At 30.5% G+C, this 13360-nt stretch carries 15 protein-coding genes; 8 read left to right on the forward strand and 7 right to left on the reverse strand.

The genetic code is table 11. The features are described from left to right. Positions 1 to 24: 24 nt before the first annotated feature. From gmk to M9C80_05840, 6 genes are all read right to left on the reverse strand, one after another. Complete coding sequence (gene gmk / locus M9C80_05815) at positions 25 to 645, reverse strand: guanylate kinase (GenBank protein URQ69449.1); 621 nt, start codon at positions 643 to 645, stop codon at positions 25 to 27. Then, a complete protein-coding gene (locus tag M9C80_05820) occupies positions 635 to 1486 on the reverse strand; it encodes a YicC family protein (protein ID URQ69450.1) in 852 nt (283 codons plus the stop codon). The genes gmk and M9C80_05820 overlap by 11 nt, the downstream gene beginning before the upstream one ends. Before the next feature lie 44 nt (positions 1487 to 1530). Beyond that, on the reverse strand, positions 1531 to 2199 hold the full coding sequence (locus tag M9C80_05825; protein ID URQ69451.1) for a hypothetical protein: 669 nt from the start codon (positions 2197 to 2199) through the stop codon (positions 1531 to 1533). A gap of 53 nt (positions 2200 to 2252) precedes the next feature. After that, positions 2253 to 4223 (reverse strand): sodium-translocating pyrophosphatase, encoded by a 1971-nt coding sequence (locus tag M9C80_05830; GenBank protein URQ69452.1) that lies wholly within the window; start codon positions 4221 to 4223, stop codon positions 2253 to 2255. A 64-nt stretch (positions 4224 to 4287) separates the two neighbouring features. Next, positions 4288 to 5544, reverse strand: coding sequence for a dicarboxylate/amino acid:cation symporter (locus M9C80_05835; protein ID URQ69453.1), 1257 nt, complete (start codon positions 5542 to 5544; stop codon positions 4288 to 4290). Next, entirely contained in the window at positions 5544 to 5714 is a 171-nt protein-coding gene (locus M9C80_05840; protein URQ69454.1) for a rubredoxin, read from the reverse strand. The genes M9C80_05835 and M9C80_05840 overlap by 1 nt, the downstream gene beginning before the upstream one ends. Positions 5715 to 5779: 65 nt before the next feature. Between M9C80_05840 and M9C80_05845 the strand changes: the two genes are divergently transcribed. The 8 genes from M9C80_05845 to ntrC all read left to right on the forward strand — a co-directional run bounded on the left by M9C80_05845 (position 5780) and on the right by ntrC (position 12903). Continuing rightward, entirely contained in the window at positions 5780 to 6268 is a 489-nt protein-coding gene (locus tag M9C80_05845; GenBank protein ID URQ69455.1) for a chorismate lyase, read from the forward strand. A gap of 8 nt (positions 6269 to 6276) precedes the next feature. After that, positions 6277 to 7125, forward strand: a complete 849-nt coding sequence (locus tag M9C80_05850) for a 4-hydroxybenzoate octaprenyltransferase (protein URQ69456.1) — start codon at positions 6277 to 6279, stop codon at positions 7123 to 7125. A 2-nt stretch (positions 7126 to 7127) separates the two neighbouring features. After that, positions 7128 to 8267, forward strand: coding sequence for a GNAT family N-acetyltransferase (locus M9C80_05855; protein URQ69457.1), 1140 nt, complete (start codon positions 7128 to 7130; stop codon positions 8265 to 8267). Positions 8268 to 8269: 2 nt separating this feature from the next. Continuing rightward, positions 8270 to 8713, forward strand: a complete 444-nt coding sequence (locus M9C80_05860) for a DUF1249 domain-containing protein (GenBank protein ID URQ69458.1) — start codon at positions 8270 to 8272, stop codon at positions 8711 to 8713. Further along, positions 8706 to 9275 (forward strand): esterase, encoded by a 570-nt coding sequence (locus tag M9C80_05865; protein URQ69459.1) that lies wholly within the window; start codon positions 8706 to 8708, stop codon positions 9273 to 9275. The genes M9C80_05860 and M9C80_05865 overlap by 8 nt, the downstream gene beginning before the upstream one ends. Positions 9276 to 9415: 140 nt before the next feature. Then, complete coding sequence (locus tag M9C80_05870) at positions 9416 to 10396, forward strand: glutamine synthetase beta-grasp domain-containing protein (GenBank protein URQ69460.1); 981 nt, start codon at positions 9416 to 9418, stop codon at positions 10394 to 10396. 43 nt (positions 10397 to 10439) lie between these two features. After that, on the forward strand, positions 10440 to 11528 hold the full coding sequence (gene glnL / locus M9C80_05875; GenBank protein ID URQ69461.1) for a nitrogen regulation protein NR(II): 1089 nt from the start codon (positions 10440 to 10442) through the stop codon (positions 11526 to 11528). Beyond that, positions 11521 to 12903: a nitrogen regulation protein NR(I) gene (ntrC, locus tag M9C80_05880; protein URQ69462.1), complete on the forward strand. Its 1383-nt coding sequence runs from the start codon at positions 11521 to 11523 to the stop codon at positions 12901 to 12903. Before glnL ends, ntrC begins: the two co-directional genes overlap by 8 nt. 1 nt (position 12904) lies before the next feature. Here the strand turns inward: ntrC and M9C80_05885 are convergent, their stop codons facing one another. Then, complete coding sequence (locus tag M9C80_05885) at positions 12905 to 13318, reverse strand: rhodanese-like domain-containing protein (protein URQ69463.1); 414 nt, start codon at positions 13316 to 13318, stop codon at positions 12905 to 12907. Positions 13319 to 13360 lie beyond the last annotated feature (42 nt).

Here is a 13360-nt window from a genome sequence, read left to right on the forward strand (position 1 = left end):
CGTATTTTAGTTCTTATTTGGTCATTAAGACAACAAATCTCTTAATATCTTTTTATTTTGAGTATCATCTTGTATTTCTTTTTTAAAGAAAATAATACTTTTTAATGCTTCAAATGCCCTATTAAAATCATCATTTAATACAATGCAATCATATTCGTAGGCCATATCTAGCTCTTTTTTTGCATTTTCAAGCCTTAATTTAATCACATCATTAGAATCTAAATTTCTTTCAATAAGTCTTTTTTCAAGCTCGATGATACTTGGAGGCAAAATAAATATTGATGTACTAACGATATTGCTTTCTTTGATTTGTTTAAATCCTTGCGTATCAATGTCTAGTATTAAATTAATATTAGCGTTAATCTTTTTTTCCACATACGATCGTAAAGTTCCATATTGATGATTATATACAATAGCGTGTTCCAAGAATGCATTCTTATTTTTAAGGTCATCAAACTCTTCTTTTGAAATAAAGAAATAATGCTCTGCATTTATCTCACCATCTCGTGGTGGTCTAGTGGTTGCAGAGACAGATAGTTCTATATTTTTTTCACTTTGGATTAAATGTTTTATAAGAGATGATTTACCTGTTCCTGATGGAGCAGACAAAATGAATAAACTTGTTTTATCCTCTTTACTCAACATTCTGTATTTGTTCTCGCATTTCTTCAACTAATAGCTTTGATTCTAAGCCGAGTTTCTTATATGTAGGATCATCTAATTTTACCGATAAAGTATTAGTTTCTCGAAAAAGTTCTTGTAATATAAAGTCAATTTTTTTTCCACTGACTTTTTTTAAGGAAATATCATTCTTTAAAGATATTAAATGGAAAGATATTCTTTCTAGTTCTTCTGCAACATCGTGTTTGAGTGCAAGTATTGCTACCTCTTGTTCTAATCTATCATTATCAATTTTAAATGATATTTCCCTTACTTTTTTTAAAATAGATTTTGATCTTTTAATAGAAAGCTTTTTTAATGCCTTTTGAATTTTAATAACATTATTTTGAATAATGTTAATTTTTTTAAGGATTATATTTTTTATTTTCAATCCCTCATCTGAGCGATTTTTTATTAAGTTGGATAAAGCTTTTTTGAAAACATTTTTTATAAAGACTTTATTAGTTTTTATATTTTGCTCTGATCTTATTATTCCAGGAACATCATTTAGATCTGAAAAATTTATTTCATATGAATTTAAAGCATCAATGGATTTTATTGTTCGTAGTAAATTTTTAAGAGCAAGTTTATCAACATGATAAGTTGTTGATAATGGAAACTTTAATTTGAAACGAATATCAACACTTCCTCTTTTAATATTTTTGGAAACTAAATTTCTTATAAATAAATCAACCTTATTATCAATATCATTTGGTTTCAATGAGAGTTCAAGGAATCTATGATTAACTGTTTTTATCTCACAAAAAATTTCAACGCCTTTATTTGAGTATTTTGACGAGCCATATCCTGTCATACTAAAAATCATAATATTTATTGTATTTTGGTTGTTTGATTTGTACTAGTTTAATATTAAAATTTGAACCCAATGTTTAAAAGTTTTTTATTTGATATTTTTCGAGAATTTAATGAATCGTCATCATTTTCACAACAATTAAAAAAACAATTTTCAAACTTATCAAAATCATTTTGGAAGAAAAAATTTATGATTTTAACAGCGCTATCTCTATGAATTCTATTTGGTGCGATGTTTTTAGAAGTATTAGAATATAGACCAGCCAATCTTAATATAATAACTTTCTTATTATATTGTTTGATAAGCAAATTTTCGTAACTATTTATAATTTTTGCTCTAAAGTCTTTTAGATTTAAATCTGAATTTTCATCAAATACTCCTGAAACGTCTGATCCATATACCCGCGTTGAAGATATTGCTATGACTTTTTTAAAACTTATATCTTTTATAGAATTAAAAATATTATTAGAGGAATCTATAAATCCTTTTTGATATCCAGAGGCATTCATTTCAGTTGGTTTTGGAACTATAACAATTAAGTCATAATATATTTTTTCTATAGGAGGTTTAGCATTAGAAGTCCAATCCCAAGCTATATGATTTGGTTTTATATTGTCTTTATTATTTCTGCTTATAGCATGAAGCTTGATATAACTTGGATTAAGTATTTTACTGAGTCTACTTCCTAAATCTCCATAGCCGAAGAAAAGAACATTTTTTTTCATCTTAAAATATAATCAAAAAATGATTTTAGGATCATATTTTAATTTAACTTGAACTAGAGTAATGGTGCAATTACCAAGCTCACTATTGCCATAACATTTATTAGAATATTCATTGAGGGTCCAGATGTATCCTTAAATGGATCTCCTACAGTATCACCAACAACTGCTGCAGCATGAGTCTCAGATCCTTTCCCACCAAGATTTCCTTTTTCAACATATTTTTTTGCGTTATCCCATGCTCCACCAGCATTTGCCATCATAAGGGCTAAAGATACACAACCAAGTAAACCACCAGCCAACATACCGCCAAGTGCTTGTGCGCCAAGACCAAAGCCAACAATAGCAGGCATTGACACAGCTATAACGCCTGGCAACATCATTTTTTTAAGTGCGGCTTGTGTGGCTATCTGAACACATTTTTCTGAGTCAGGGTCTGCTTGACCTTCCATTAATCCTGAGATTTCTCTGAACTGCCTTCTAATTTCATTTATCATTTCAAACGCAGCGTCTCCGACAGCAGTCATTGTAATTGATGAAACAAGAAAAGGAATGCAAGCACCAATAAACATTCCTACGAGAACAATTGGATTAGTTAAAGCTAAATTAAAATTATTATCATTTGCGGAAACTACTTCTGAATATGCTGAAATAATTGCAAGTGCTGCAAGAGCGGCTGCCCCAATTGCAAATCCTTTACCAATTGCAGCAGTAGTATTGCCTAGTTCATCTAAAGAATCAGTTATTTCTCTAACCTCTTCACCCATACCAGCCATCTCTGCTATGCCTCCTGCGTTGTCAGCAACAGGACCATATGCATCAATTGCCATTGTTATGCCTACAGTTGCAAGCATACCAACTGCTGCTATACCAACACCATAAACTCCTGAAAGTTGAGTCGAAACAAAAATAATTGCTGCTAATATGATTATTGGAACAACAACAGATTGCATTCCCACTGAAAGTCCAGAGATCATAACAGTAGCAGATCCGGTTTCTCCAGATTCAGCTATCTTTCTCACAGGACTTCCACCAGTATAATATTCAGTAATCAGACCTATTAACACTCCACCAACTGCTCCTGAAATAACACACCACCATACACTCATTTCTACGCCTTCAAATGAACTTATCAAAAAATAAGCCATAGCTACAAAAATTACTGGTGCCATTAAAGTACCAGATCTAAGAGCACTTGCAGGTGCATTTGCAGATTGAAGTTTTACAATAAAAATACCAATAATTGATGCTATTAGGCCAATCGAAGCTAGAGCTAAAGGAAGTATCATCATATCCTTGGTGCCAATCGTGTAAGCTATGGCAATTGAAGCTATCATTGACCCACAATAAGATTCAAAAATATCTGAACCCATACCAGCAACATCACCCACATTATCTCCAACATTGTCTGCTATCACTCCTGGATTTCTTGGGTCATCCTCAGGTATACCTGCCTCAATTTTTCCTACTAAATCTGCTCCTACATCAGCACTTTTAGTAAAAATACCGCCGCCTACTCTTGAAAATAATGCTACTACAGATGCACCCATGCCAAAACCTTCTAGAGCATGAACATTAGTTGCACTAAAAAAATAAAATAATGTACCAAGACCAATCAAACCAAGCGAAGCAACACACAAACCCATTACAGAACCACCATAAAAAGAAACTGATAATGCAGCTGCAGCGCCATCTTCTTGCGCAGCAGTTGCAGTTCTAACATTTGCTTTTGTTGCTGCATACATACCAATAAAGCCTGCCAGAGAGGAACATGCTGCACCAACTATGACTGCTATTGCAGAATATTGTCCAAGACTGATCCAAACTAAAAAAACTAAAATTGAAATAAAAATTAGAAGATATGTATATTCTGTTTTCATAAAAGCTAAAGCGCCATTATGAATTTGATCTCCAATTTTTTTTACCTTATCTTGACCATCCGGATACTTCATCACAAGTTTATAAATTACAAAAGCAAAGACCATCCCAATAACACCTAAAATAGGTGGATAAAGTAAAATATTCATATTTATAACCCCTTTTTTTAAAGCATTCTAACAAATAATTATATAGAAAACGTATATTTTTTATCTATTTGTTAAATATCGATCTATCAATTAGTTTTTCTGAATTTGCAACAATACATGCTACGGCTGCGTCACCACAAACATTTACTGAAGTACGAATCATATCTAAAATTCTATCTACAGCTAGTATTAATCCAATAGCATCAAGAGGCAATCCAAGTGTGCTTAAAATTAATGCTAGGGTTATTGTACCTGCGGAAGGTACTGCTGCAGTACCAATTGAAGCGACCATTGCAAGCATAACAATTTGAATATACTCAATTATTGACAAATCAATACCAGCCGTACTTGCAATAAACATTGTTGCTAGTCCTTGCATTATCGCGGTTCCATCCATATTAATTGTCGCACCTACAGGAATTACAAAAGAGGAAGCGTCTTTTTTTACACCCAAATCGTCAGTTACTGTTTTTAAAGTTACTGGCAGGGTCGCAGCACTTGATGAAGTTGAGAATGCGAATAAAGCGACATTTCTCATTTTTTTAAAAAAAATAATTGGATTTAAATTAGCGAAAAGTTTTAAGATTAGAGAATAGGTGAATAAAAGATGAAAAATTAAAACAAAAATTAATATGAGAACATACTGAATTAAATCACCAAATATATTTAAGCCATGATCCACTGCATAACTTCCCATCAAACAAAAAACTCCAAAAGGTGCAAAACTCATGATGATCAAAACGATTTTTAAAAAAACAATATTCAATCTTTCAAAATTTCTTGAGAGATTGTCAGTGAGATTATCTGTGAGATTTAGAGCAATTCCGAATAAAACACTTATAAAAACAATCCCTAGCATGTTGTTTTCAACAAAAGCACCAAAAATATTATTCGGAAATATCTTAATAACTGTATCGAATAAACTTGCATCACCTGATGGAGGATTAAATGAACTCAACTCCCCTTCATAACCAGAAATATTAAACACCCATCCAAAAAAAATAGCGAGGATAACTGCGAAGGCAGTGGTCAGAAGATAAAGTGATATTGTCTTAGTAGCTATTGAACCAAGTTTAACCATGTTTGATAGAGAAGAGATACCGGAAACTAAAGAGAAGAAAACAAGAGGAACAACAATTAGTAATAACAAGTTTTTAAAAATTTGTCCGCCTAAGTTAAATAAATACTTTTCAGTCGTTAAGAAAATTGAAGTAGGTATTGAATTTTGAAAATAGAAAAAGCATGCTCCTATAAGCACTCCAGCCAACATTCCAATCAAGACATTTCTTGTTAAATTTTTCGGAGGTTCTAATTGATTCATTATATTTCTATCATATCAAAATCTTCTTTTCCAACTCCACATTCAGGGCATAACCAATCATCAGGTACATCTTCCCATTTGGTACCTGGTTCAATTCCATCATCGGGCCAACCTTCAGATTCATCATAAATTAAGCCACAAACAATACATTCCCATTTTTTTAACTGCATAATAATTTTTACATTTTAATGTTACTAAAAACTTCAGCGTATAATATCAGATTTAATAATTATTAATGAATCTTAAACAGACATCTGATTGGCAAAATTTTACACAAATTGAATCGAATTCTTTAATAACTAAAAATGTAAGATCATGGCTTTTAGAAGAGGGCCCTATTACTAAGAGGATAAAATCTAATGGTAAATTTAGATTATCATTAATTAAAGATGAATATTCAAAAATTTCTGCATGGGAAAAAAATTTTTTAGGCATTTTAAATGAGCGAACAAAGGCGAGAGAGGTGATTTTATATTCTAATGAGAAGCCTTTTGTTTTTGCGAGATCAATAATACCGGAAGTGACGATTCAAAAAGGCTTAGACAAATTGGGTAATTTAGGATTAAAACCATTAGGTGATATATTATTTGAAAACAAATTTTTTACAAAAGATAAAACTTTTTTTGCATCATTCTCTGATCAAGAAAAAGCTTACATAGGAAGAACAACAAAATATTTAGTTAAAAATTTTCCATTGTCTGTTATGGAGATATTCTTAATTTAAGTCGATATATGTCAAAAGCTCTTAACTTCATAAAATTAGCTAGATTAGATAAACCAATAGGTATATATCTTCTTCTTTGGCCCTCAATTCTAGGTCTATTAGTTGCTGGTATTAATAATGAGATAACTTTAAAAAGCTTTATTATTGTAGTTCTAGGATCAATAATTGTTAGATCATGTGGTTGTGTTGTTAACGATATAAGTGACTATAAATTTGATAAATTTGTTGAAAGAACAAAAAATAGGCCCTTAGCATGTGGCGCTTTAACTTTAAAAGAGGCATGGGCTTTTTTTGTATTATTATCTGTATTTTCTCTGGTATTGCTGATATTCACTCCAATTATAACAATCAAAATTAGTTTAATTGTTGCAATATTTATTGTCTTATATCCTCTAACCAAGAGGTTTTTTAGAGCTCCACAATTAGTTTTGGGTTTAACATTTGGATCAGGATCTATAATTGCGTACTCTTTAGTATCAAATGATTTTTTGCCATCAATCTTCATACTATATTTTGGAATTATTTCTTGGATTGTAAGTTTTGATACTTTTTATGCTCTCGCTGACGAAGAAGATGATCAAAAAATAGGAATTTACTCGACTCCTTTGCTTTTTGGGAATAAAACTATCCAATTTGCAAAAGTTTTACATTTATTTTTTTATTTTTCCTTAGGGCTAATTGGTTATATAAATAATTTTTCATTATTTTTTATTATTACTATTTTAGTTCTCATAATCATGTATTTTATACAAATGAATTATCTAAAAAAAAATGAATATTTGAATATATTTAAATTTAATAACTTAATTGGTTTTGTCGCGGTAGTTGGCTTTTATGTTGAAATAATTTTGCTGTGAATATGCAATCAAAATTCATAAAAAAAATAAGTGAAATAACATCTGAGGATTTTAGCAAAATACCTAACGATGAAAACTATTCTCCATTTTTTAACTTTGAATTTTTAAAAGCACTTGAAGATTCAAAATCTGTTTCTGAAGAATCTGGATGGATTTCTAATCATTTAGCAATTTTTAATAAAGATTTACTAGAAGGATTTATGCCTATTTATCTTAAAAACAATAGTCAAGGTGAATTCGTTTTTGATCATCAATGGTCATATGCATTAACTAGAGCTGGTAGAAATTATTATCCAAAATTATTGACCGCTATTCCATATACACCATGTGAAACAAATAAAATTTTAAAAACTGAGAATATAAAATACGAAACTTTTATTTTAGAAACTAAGAAGTTAATGGAAAAGGAAAAAATAGAAACATGGCATATACTTTTTCCAGCTTTAGAATTACATCAAATGCTATTAAAAAATAATTTTATAAAAAGAAGTGGTTACAAATTTATTTGGGGCAATAAAGACTATAAAACTTTTGATGATTATCTGAACATTTTTACATCAAGGCAAAGAAAAAATATACGAAACGAAAGAGATAAAATAAAAAAGGCTGGTATAAGTTTTATTGTCAAAGATAAAAATAATTTAGCTTCAGAAGACTGGGACGATTTTTATCATTTTTATAAAAATACTTATTACGAAAGGATGCAAAAACCTTATCTAAATCTAAATTTTTTTAAATTAGTACATGAAAAAAGACATGAATTAAATCCCGTGATTTTTTTTGCAGTGCAAGATAATATTAACATTGCTGCTTCTTTATGTTTTAATGGCAAATCAGTACTTTATGGAAGACATTGGGGTGCCCTAAAAGATATCAATAGCCTGCATTTTGAATGTTGCTACTATCAAGGAATTGAATATTGTATAAAAAATAATATTTCATATTTTGATCCTGGTGTTCAAGGTGAACATAAGATTAGGAGAGGATTTGAAGTGACTGAAACAAGTTCATTTCACTTAATTATAAAAGAAGACTTTAGAGACGCTATAAAAAATTTTTGTGAAAAAGAGAGAGAGGAAATATTACGGTATATTGATGCTTGTAAAAAATATACACCAATAAAAAAAGAATATAAAATTTAGTAATGTTAAAAACGCTCCCAATTACGTCTCATTTTCTTGCATTGTGTACAAAAAATTATATTAAGTTAGAAAAACTATTATTAAAATTTAAGAAAAATAAATATAAGTTTGAGATATTAAGTTCTGATGATAAAAATTTAGATATTGATTTTTTAATTTTGAATAAAACTAAACATACTATTTTGTTAGAGGCTAAACAAAAAGAAGGTTTTATTAAAAATAAAATACTAATATTAAGAATACAAATAAGCTTAGATGCAAAATTAGCAGAAGTAATTTCATATCAAGGTGAAAAACCAATTCCTTTTTTTTTAAATCAAACAAAAATACAATCACCAGATGAAAAAATTCAACAAAATATTTTCTTAACTGAATGGCTTGAAAATATTTTTTCTTCGGGCATGTCTGATATAAATAAAATAAAAAATATTTTGAAAAGTGGATAGCACGGTTTTATATTTTCATGGCTTTAAATCATCATCCGATTCAAGCAAAGCAAGACAATTTAAAAATTTTGTTGCTGATAACACAAGCAACACAAAAGTTATAATTCCAGATTTAAAAGATGATTTTAGGATGGCTTTTAAGCAAATAAAAAATCTTGTAAAAGAAAGTGGCTCTAACATACATTTTGTTGGTAGTTCTCTTGGTGGCTACTATGCGTCTTTTTTTGCTAATAAAAATAAGTGCAAATGTGTATTAATTAATCCTGCTATTCCACCCTTAAAGGATTTTGATATTTATTTAGGCGAGAATGAAAATTATGATACCAAAAAGAAATTTTTAATAAAAAAAGATGACATAGAATTTCTGAGATCTAAAAAATACATAAAAAATCATGAAAATATGCTTATTTTGCTTGAAAGTGGCGATGAAGTATTAGATTTTCATGAGTGTATATCATTTTATAAAGGCTGTTTTGTTGACGTATTTTTTGGTGGGGATCACTCATTTGTATCGTTTAATAGTAAATTATTAAAAATTTCAAACTTTTTAGACCTAAATTAATGCATTTATTTTTGGCATAAATTACTATTTTGCACATAAATATAGCATAATATGATCAATACTAGTGCAATTTGTGTAACTTTTATGGCACATAAATTGCTTATTTAATATTGTTAATATTTTTTTTCGAGGAGTAATAAATGGCAGACTATAAAACTTATGAATATATTTGGTTAGATGGCTACAAACCAGAACCTTCCATGAGAAGCAAGGTAAAAGCAACGGATGATGAAACTCCACCAGACTGGTCTTTTGATGGTTCATCAACTCAACAAGCCGAAGGTGGAAGCTCAGATTGTTTATTGCTTCCTGTTCAAACCTACTCAAATCCGAACGGGCATGATTTAGTTATGACACAGGTTCAATCTGCAGATCATACGACTCATCCATCAAACTTTCGAGCTGCTGCAGCAGAATTGGTAACTGACGAATGGTGGTTTGGTTTTGAGCAGGAGTTCTTTTTTACTGACCCTCAAACAGGCGAGCCTCTCGGTTGGGAAGACGGAGAACCAAGAGAACAAGGAGAATACTATTGCGGTGTTGGAGCTAGTAATGTGGTGGGTAGAGAAATCTCTGATGCTCATCTTCAAGCGTGTTTAGATTTAGGTATCACACTTACTGGTACTAATGCTGAGGTTGCTCTTGGTCAATGGGAGTATCAGTGTTTCGGGAAAGGTATAAAAGCTGCTGATGACTTATGGGTTAGCAGATACCTTTTATATAAAATTGCAGAAGAGTTTGGTGTTGGAGTTAATATTCATCCAAAACCAAAAACTGGAGACTGGAATGGATCAGGTATGCATACAAATTTTTCAAATGAAGAAATGAGATCTAACGGATCTGAAGAATTATTCTCTTCAATGTGTGACAAACTTGGTGAGGTTCATGAAGAAGGTATAGCGGCTTATGGTTCTGATAATGATATGAGGCTAACCGGTTTACATGAAACTCAAAGCATCGATCAATTTTCATATGGTGTTAGTGATAGAGGCGCTAGTATTCGTATACCAGTTTACACTGTTGAGCATGATTGGAATGGATATCTAGAAGATAGAAGGCCTGCATCTAATGCAGATCCATACAAGATTCTTGCACATATAGTTGGAACTCTAACAAAATAGAACTATTCAGGCTCCTTTTTTTCAAAAAAGAGGAGTCTTCGTTATGTTAAATATAAGTAGTTTAAATACGTCGTTACTTAATCAATTAAAGTCTGAAATTTTAGTTTTTGATAAAGGCCTCAATGTCAGATGGTTGAATGAATCTGCCATATCAAGTGAATGGAAACTAATAAAAAAAGAGCCGGCTCCATTATCAACACAATTGGAATCAGAATCTCTTAAAGATTTTAATGAAATTATTTTTGATACTATTAAAAATAAAAATACATCTACGAAAAGAGATTTTAAGATTAATTTCAATTCTAATAAAAATAGAATTGTAGACCTCACAGCTTCATGGTCTGATAAATACAGCATTGTTATTGTGGAAATCTTATGTGTTGATAATCTAAACAAAATTATTGACTCAACAAAGACTTTTTCTACTCAAAAAATTGCTGCAAATTTAGCAAGAACGCTTGCACACGAGGTAAAAAATCCTTTATCAGGTATCAAAGGTAGTGCCCAAATACTTAGTAATAAATTATCTGATGATTTTTCAAAAAAATTCCTCAAGATAATTATTGACGAAACTGAAAGGCTGAATGGTATAGTTACAAAAATACTAACTCCACCAAAAAAACCTAAACTTGTGCCGTTTAATATTCATTCTGCATTTGAGAAAGTCTTCGGTCTAGCTGAAGCAGAGTCTGAAAACTTTAACTATCTGGAATTAAAAAGAGACTATGATCCAAGCATTCCTGAATTAAATGGTGATGAGGATCTCTTTATTCAAGCTATTCTAAATATTGTAAAAAATGCACAGGAAGCATTAATGAAAACAGAGAAACCTATCATTACAATTAAATCAAGAATCTCTTATGGTCAACCTATAAATGGAAATGTTTATGGTACTTTGTGTAATATAAGTGTTATTGATAATGGTCCTGGTATTCCAATCGATATTCATGATCAATTGTTCTTCCCAATGGTTTCATCTAAAGATAATGGTTCTGGTCTCGGGCTATCTATTTCTCAAGACATTATTAGAATCCATGGCGGCGCCATAAACTTTAATAGCAAGCCTGGCCAAACAATATTTTCTATATTGATTCCATTATCAGTTGAGAACAAAGAGATAAAAAGTGCATAAAGTTTGGGTTGCTGATGATGATAGTGCTATACGTATAGTACTTGAAGAAAGTCTTTCTAGTGCTGGCTTCGAAACAAAAACATTTGCAACTGGTGACGATTTGGTTAATCAGCTTGATATAGAACAACCTGATTTAATCCTTACTGATGTTCAAATGCCTGGAATGCTTGGTTATGATCTACTAAAACATATCATCAATAATTTTGAAAACCTTCCTGTCATAGTTATGACTGCTTTTACTGATATGCAGGCAGCTGTAGATTCTTATGGTGGTGGCGCATTTGAATATATTCCTAAGCCTTTTGATCTTGATGAAGCAATACAAATTATTAAAAGAGCATTGGAAAAGAAACCAAAAACAAGGGGTCTAAAAGGACTAAAAACTGCTGAAATGATTGGAGAAGCGCAATCGATGCAAGTTGTATTCAGAGCTATTGGTAAATTATCAAATACTAATGCTACTGTTCTTGTTCAGGGAGAATCAGGAACTGGTAAAGAACTTATTGCAAAATCATTACATAAAAATAGTCCAAGATTTGATATGCCTTTTATAGCACTTAATATGGCAGATATTCCAAAAGAATTAGTTGAATCAGAATTATTTGGTCATGAAAAAGGCGCATTCACTGGGGCTGTAGATAAACGGATTGGAAGATTTGAGCAAGCTAATGGAGGAACATTATTTCTTGATGAAATTGGAGATATGCCGCTTGATTCACAAACAAGACTTTTGAGAGTCCTGTCAAATAAAGAATTTTATAGAGTTGGTGGTGATAAACCCATAAAAGTTGATGTAAGAATTATTGCAGCAACTCATCAAAATCTTGAAAATCTTGTTTTTGAAAAAAAATTTAGGGAGGATTTATTCTATAGATTAAATGTTATTAAAATTGATGTTCCTGCGCTAAAAAATAGAAAAGAAGATATCGCATTACTATCAAAATATTTTCTTAAAAATCATGCTGATTCATTAGGTGAAGAATTAAGAGTTGTTTCAGAAGAAGCTGAGGAATTTTTATTAAAATATGATTGGCCTGGAAATGTTAGACAGTTAGAAAATGTTTGTTATTGGTTGACTTTAATGAGTCCTACTCAAAATGTTAAAGTTCAAGATTTGCCAACTGAAATTAAAAATTATGAAATAACTGAGCTGCCATCATCATCATGGGAGGATAGCTTATCTTATTGGTTAAAAAATATTTCAAAAGATTTTGATGGTGAATTATCTAACATTGCAAATAATAAAATAGAAAAAATTCTTATTAATGTTGCACTAGATAGAACAAATGGTAAAAAGAACGAAGCTGCAAAACTTCTTGGTTGGGGACGCAATACATTAGCAAAAAAAATGAAGGAAATGGGTATTGGGGGTTGAATTAATTTGTTACTAGCGGCAAATTTGATATCTTCCAACTGTTTATTCCACCTCTAAGGATTAATATATTTTTATATTCAAGTTTCTTTAGTTTCTCACCTGCATTTGGTGAATTCATTCCCATATCACAAATTAAAACAAGAGCTTTCACTTCGTCATTTTTTATTTCATTTGATCTAGTCTCGATGTCAAGAAAAGGAATATTTTTTGATCCAACTATATGTCCTAATTCAAATTCATCTGAATTTCTTAAATCAATTAAATTTGCCATATCTTTATTACATAATTCAACTAAATATTCTGGATCTATTTTTTTTCCACCTTTTCTTGAATTAGATATGAAGAATAGAATTATTAAAATTATTAATGGGCCAGAGTAATAATAGTGATCAATCAAAAAATTAAATATTTCCATTAGTATATTATCTATTAAAATAGAGAAAATTAGTTTAAAAGA

This window comes from SAR86 cluster bacterium (genome assembly GCA_023703615.1).
In the GTDB taxonomy this organism is placed as follows: Bacteria; Pseudomonadota; Gammaproteobacteria; order Magnimaribacterales; family D2472; genus MED-G85.

Coding starts and splice junctions, on each gene's coding strand:
- M9C80_05825 (URQ69451.1), bottom strand. CDS start 2,199: ATGAAAAAAAATGTTCTTTTCTTCGGCTATGGAGATTTAGGAAGTAGA.
- M9C80_05845 (URQ69455.1), top strand. CDS start 5,780: ATGAATCTTAAACAGACATCTGATTGGCAAAATTTTACACAAATTGAA.
- M9C80_05840 (URQ69454.1), bottom strand. CDS start 5,714: ATGCAGTTAAAAAAATGGGAATGTATTGTTTGTGGCTTAATTTATGAT.
- M9C80_05850 (URQ69456.1), top strand. CDS start 6,277: ATGTCAAAAGCTCTTAACTTCATAAAATTAGCTAGATTAGATAAACCA.
- gmk (URQ69449.1), bottom strand. CDS start 645: ATGTTGAGTAAAGAGGATAAAACAAGTTTATTCATTTTGTCTGCTCCA.
- M9C80_05860 (URQ69458.1), top strand. CDS start 8,270: ATGTTAAAAACGCTCCCAATTACGTCTCATTTTCTTGCATTGTGTACA.
- glnL (URQ69461.1), top strand. CDS start 10,440: ATGTTAAATATAAGTAGTTTAAATACGTCGTTACTTAATCAATTAAAG.
- M9C80_05835 (URQ69453.1), bottom strand. CDS start 5,544: ATGAATCAATTAGAACCTCCGAAAAATTTAACAAGAAATGTCTTGATT.
- M9C80_05820 (URQ69450.1), bottom strand. CDS start 1,486: ATGATTTTTAGTATGACAGGATATGGCTCGTCAAAATACTCAAATAAA.
- M9C80_05830 (URQ69452.1), bottom strand. CDS start 4,223: ATGAATATTTTACTTTATCCACCTATTTTAGGTGTTATTGGGATGGTC.
- M9C80_05885 (URQ69463.1), bottom strand. CDS start 13,318: ATGGAAATATTTAATTTTTTGATTGATCACTATTATTACTCTGGCCCA.
- M9C80_05870 (URQ69460.1), top strand. CDS start 9,416: ATGGCAGACTATAAAACTTATGAATATATTTGGTTAGATGGCTACAAA.
- M9C80_05855 (URQ69457.1), top strand. CDS start 7,128: ATGCAATCAAAATTCATAAAAAAAATAAGTGAAATAACATCTGAGGAT.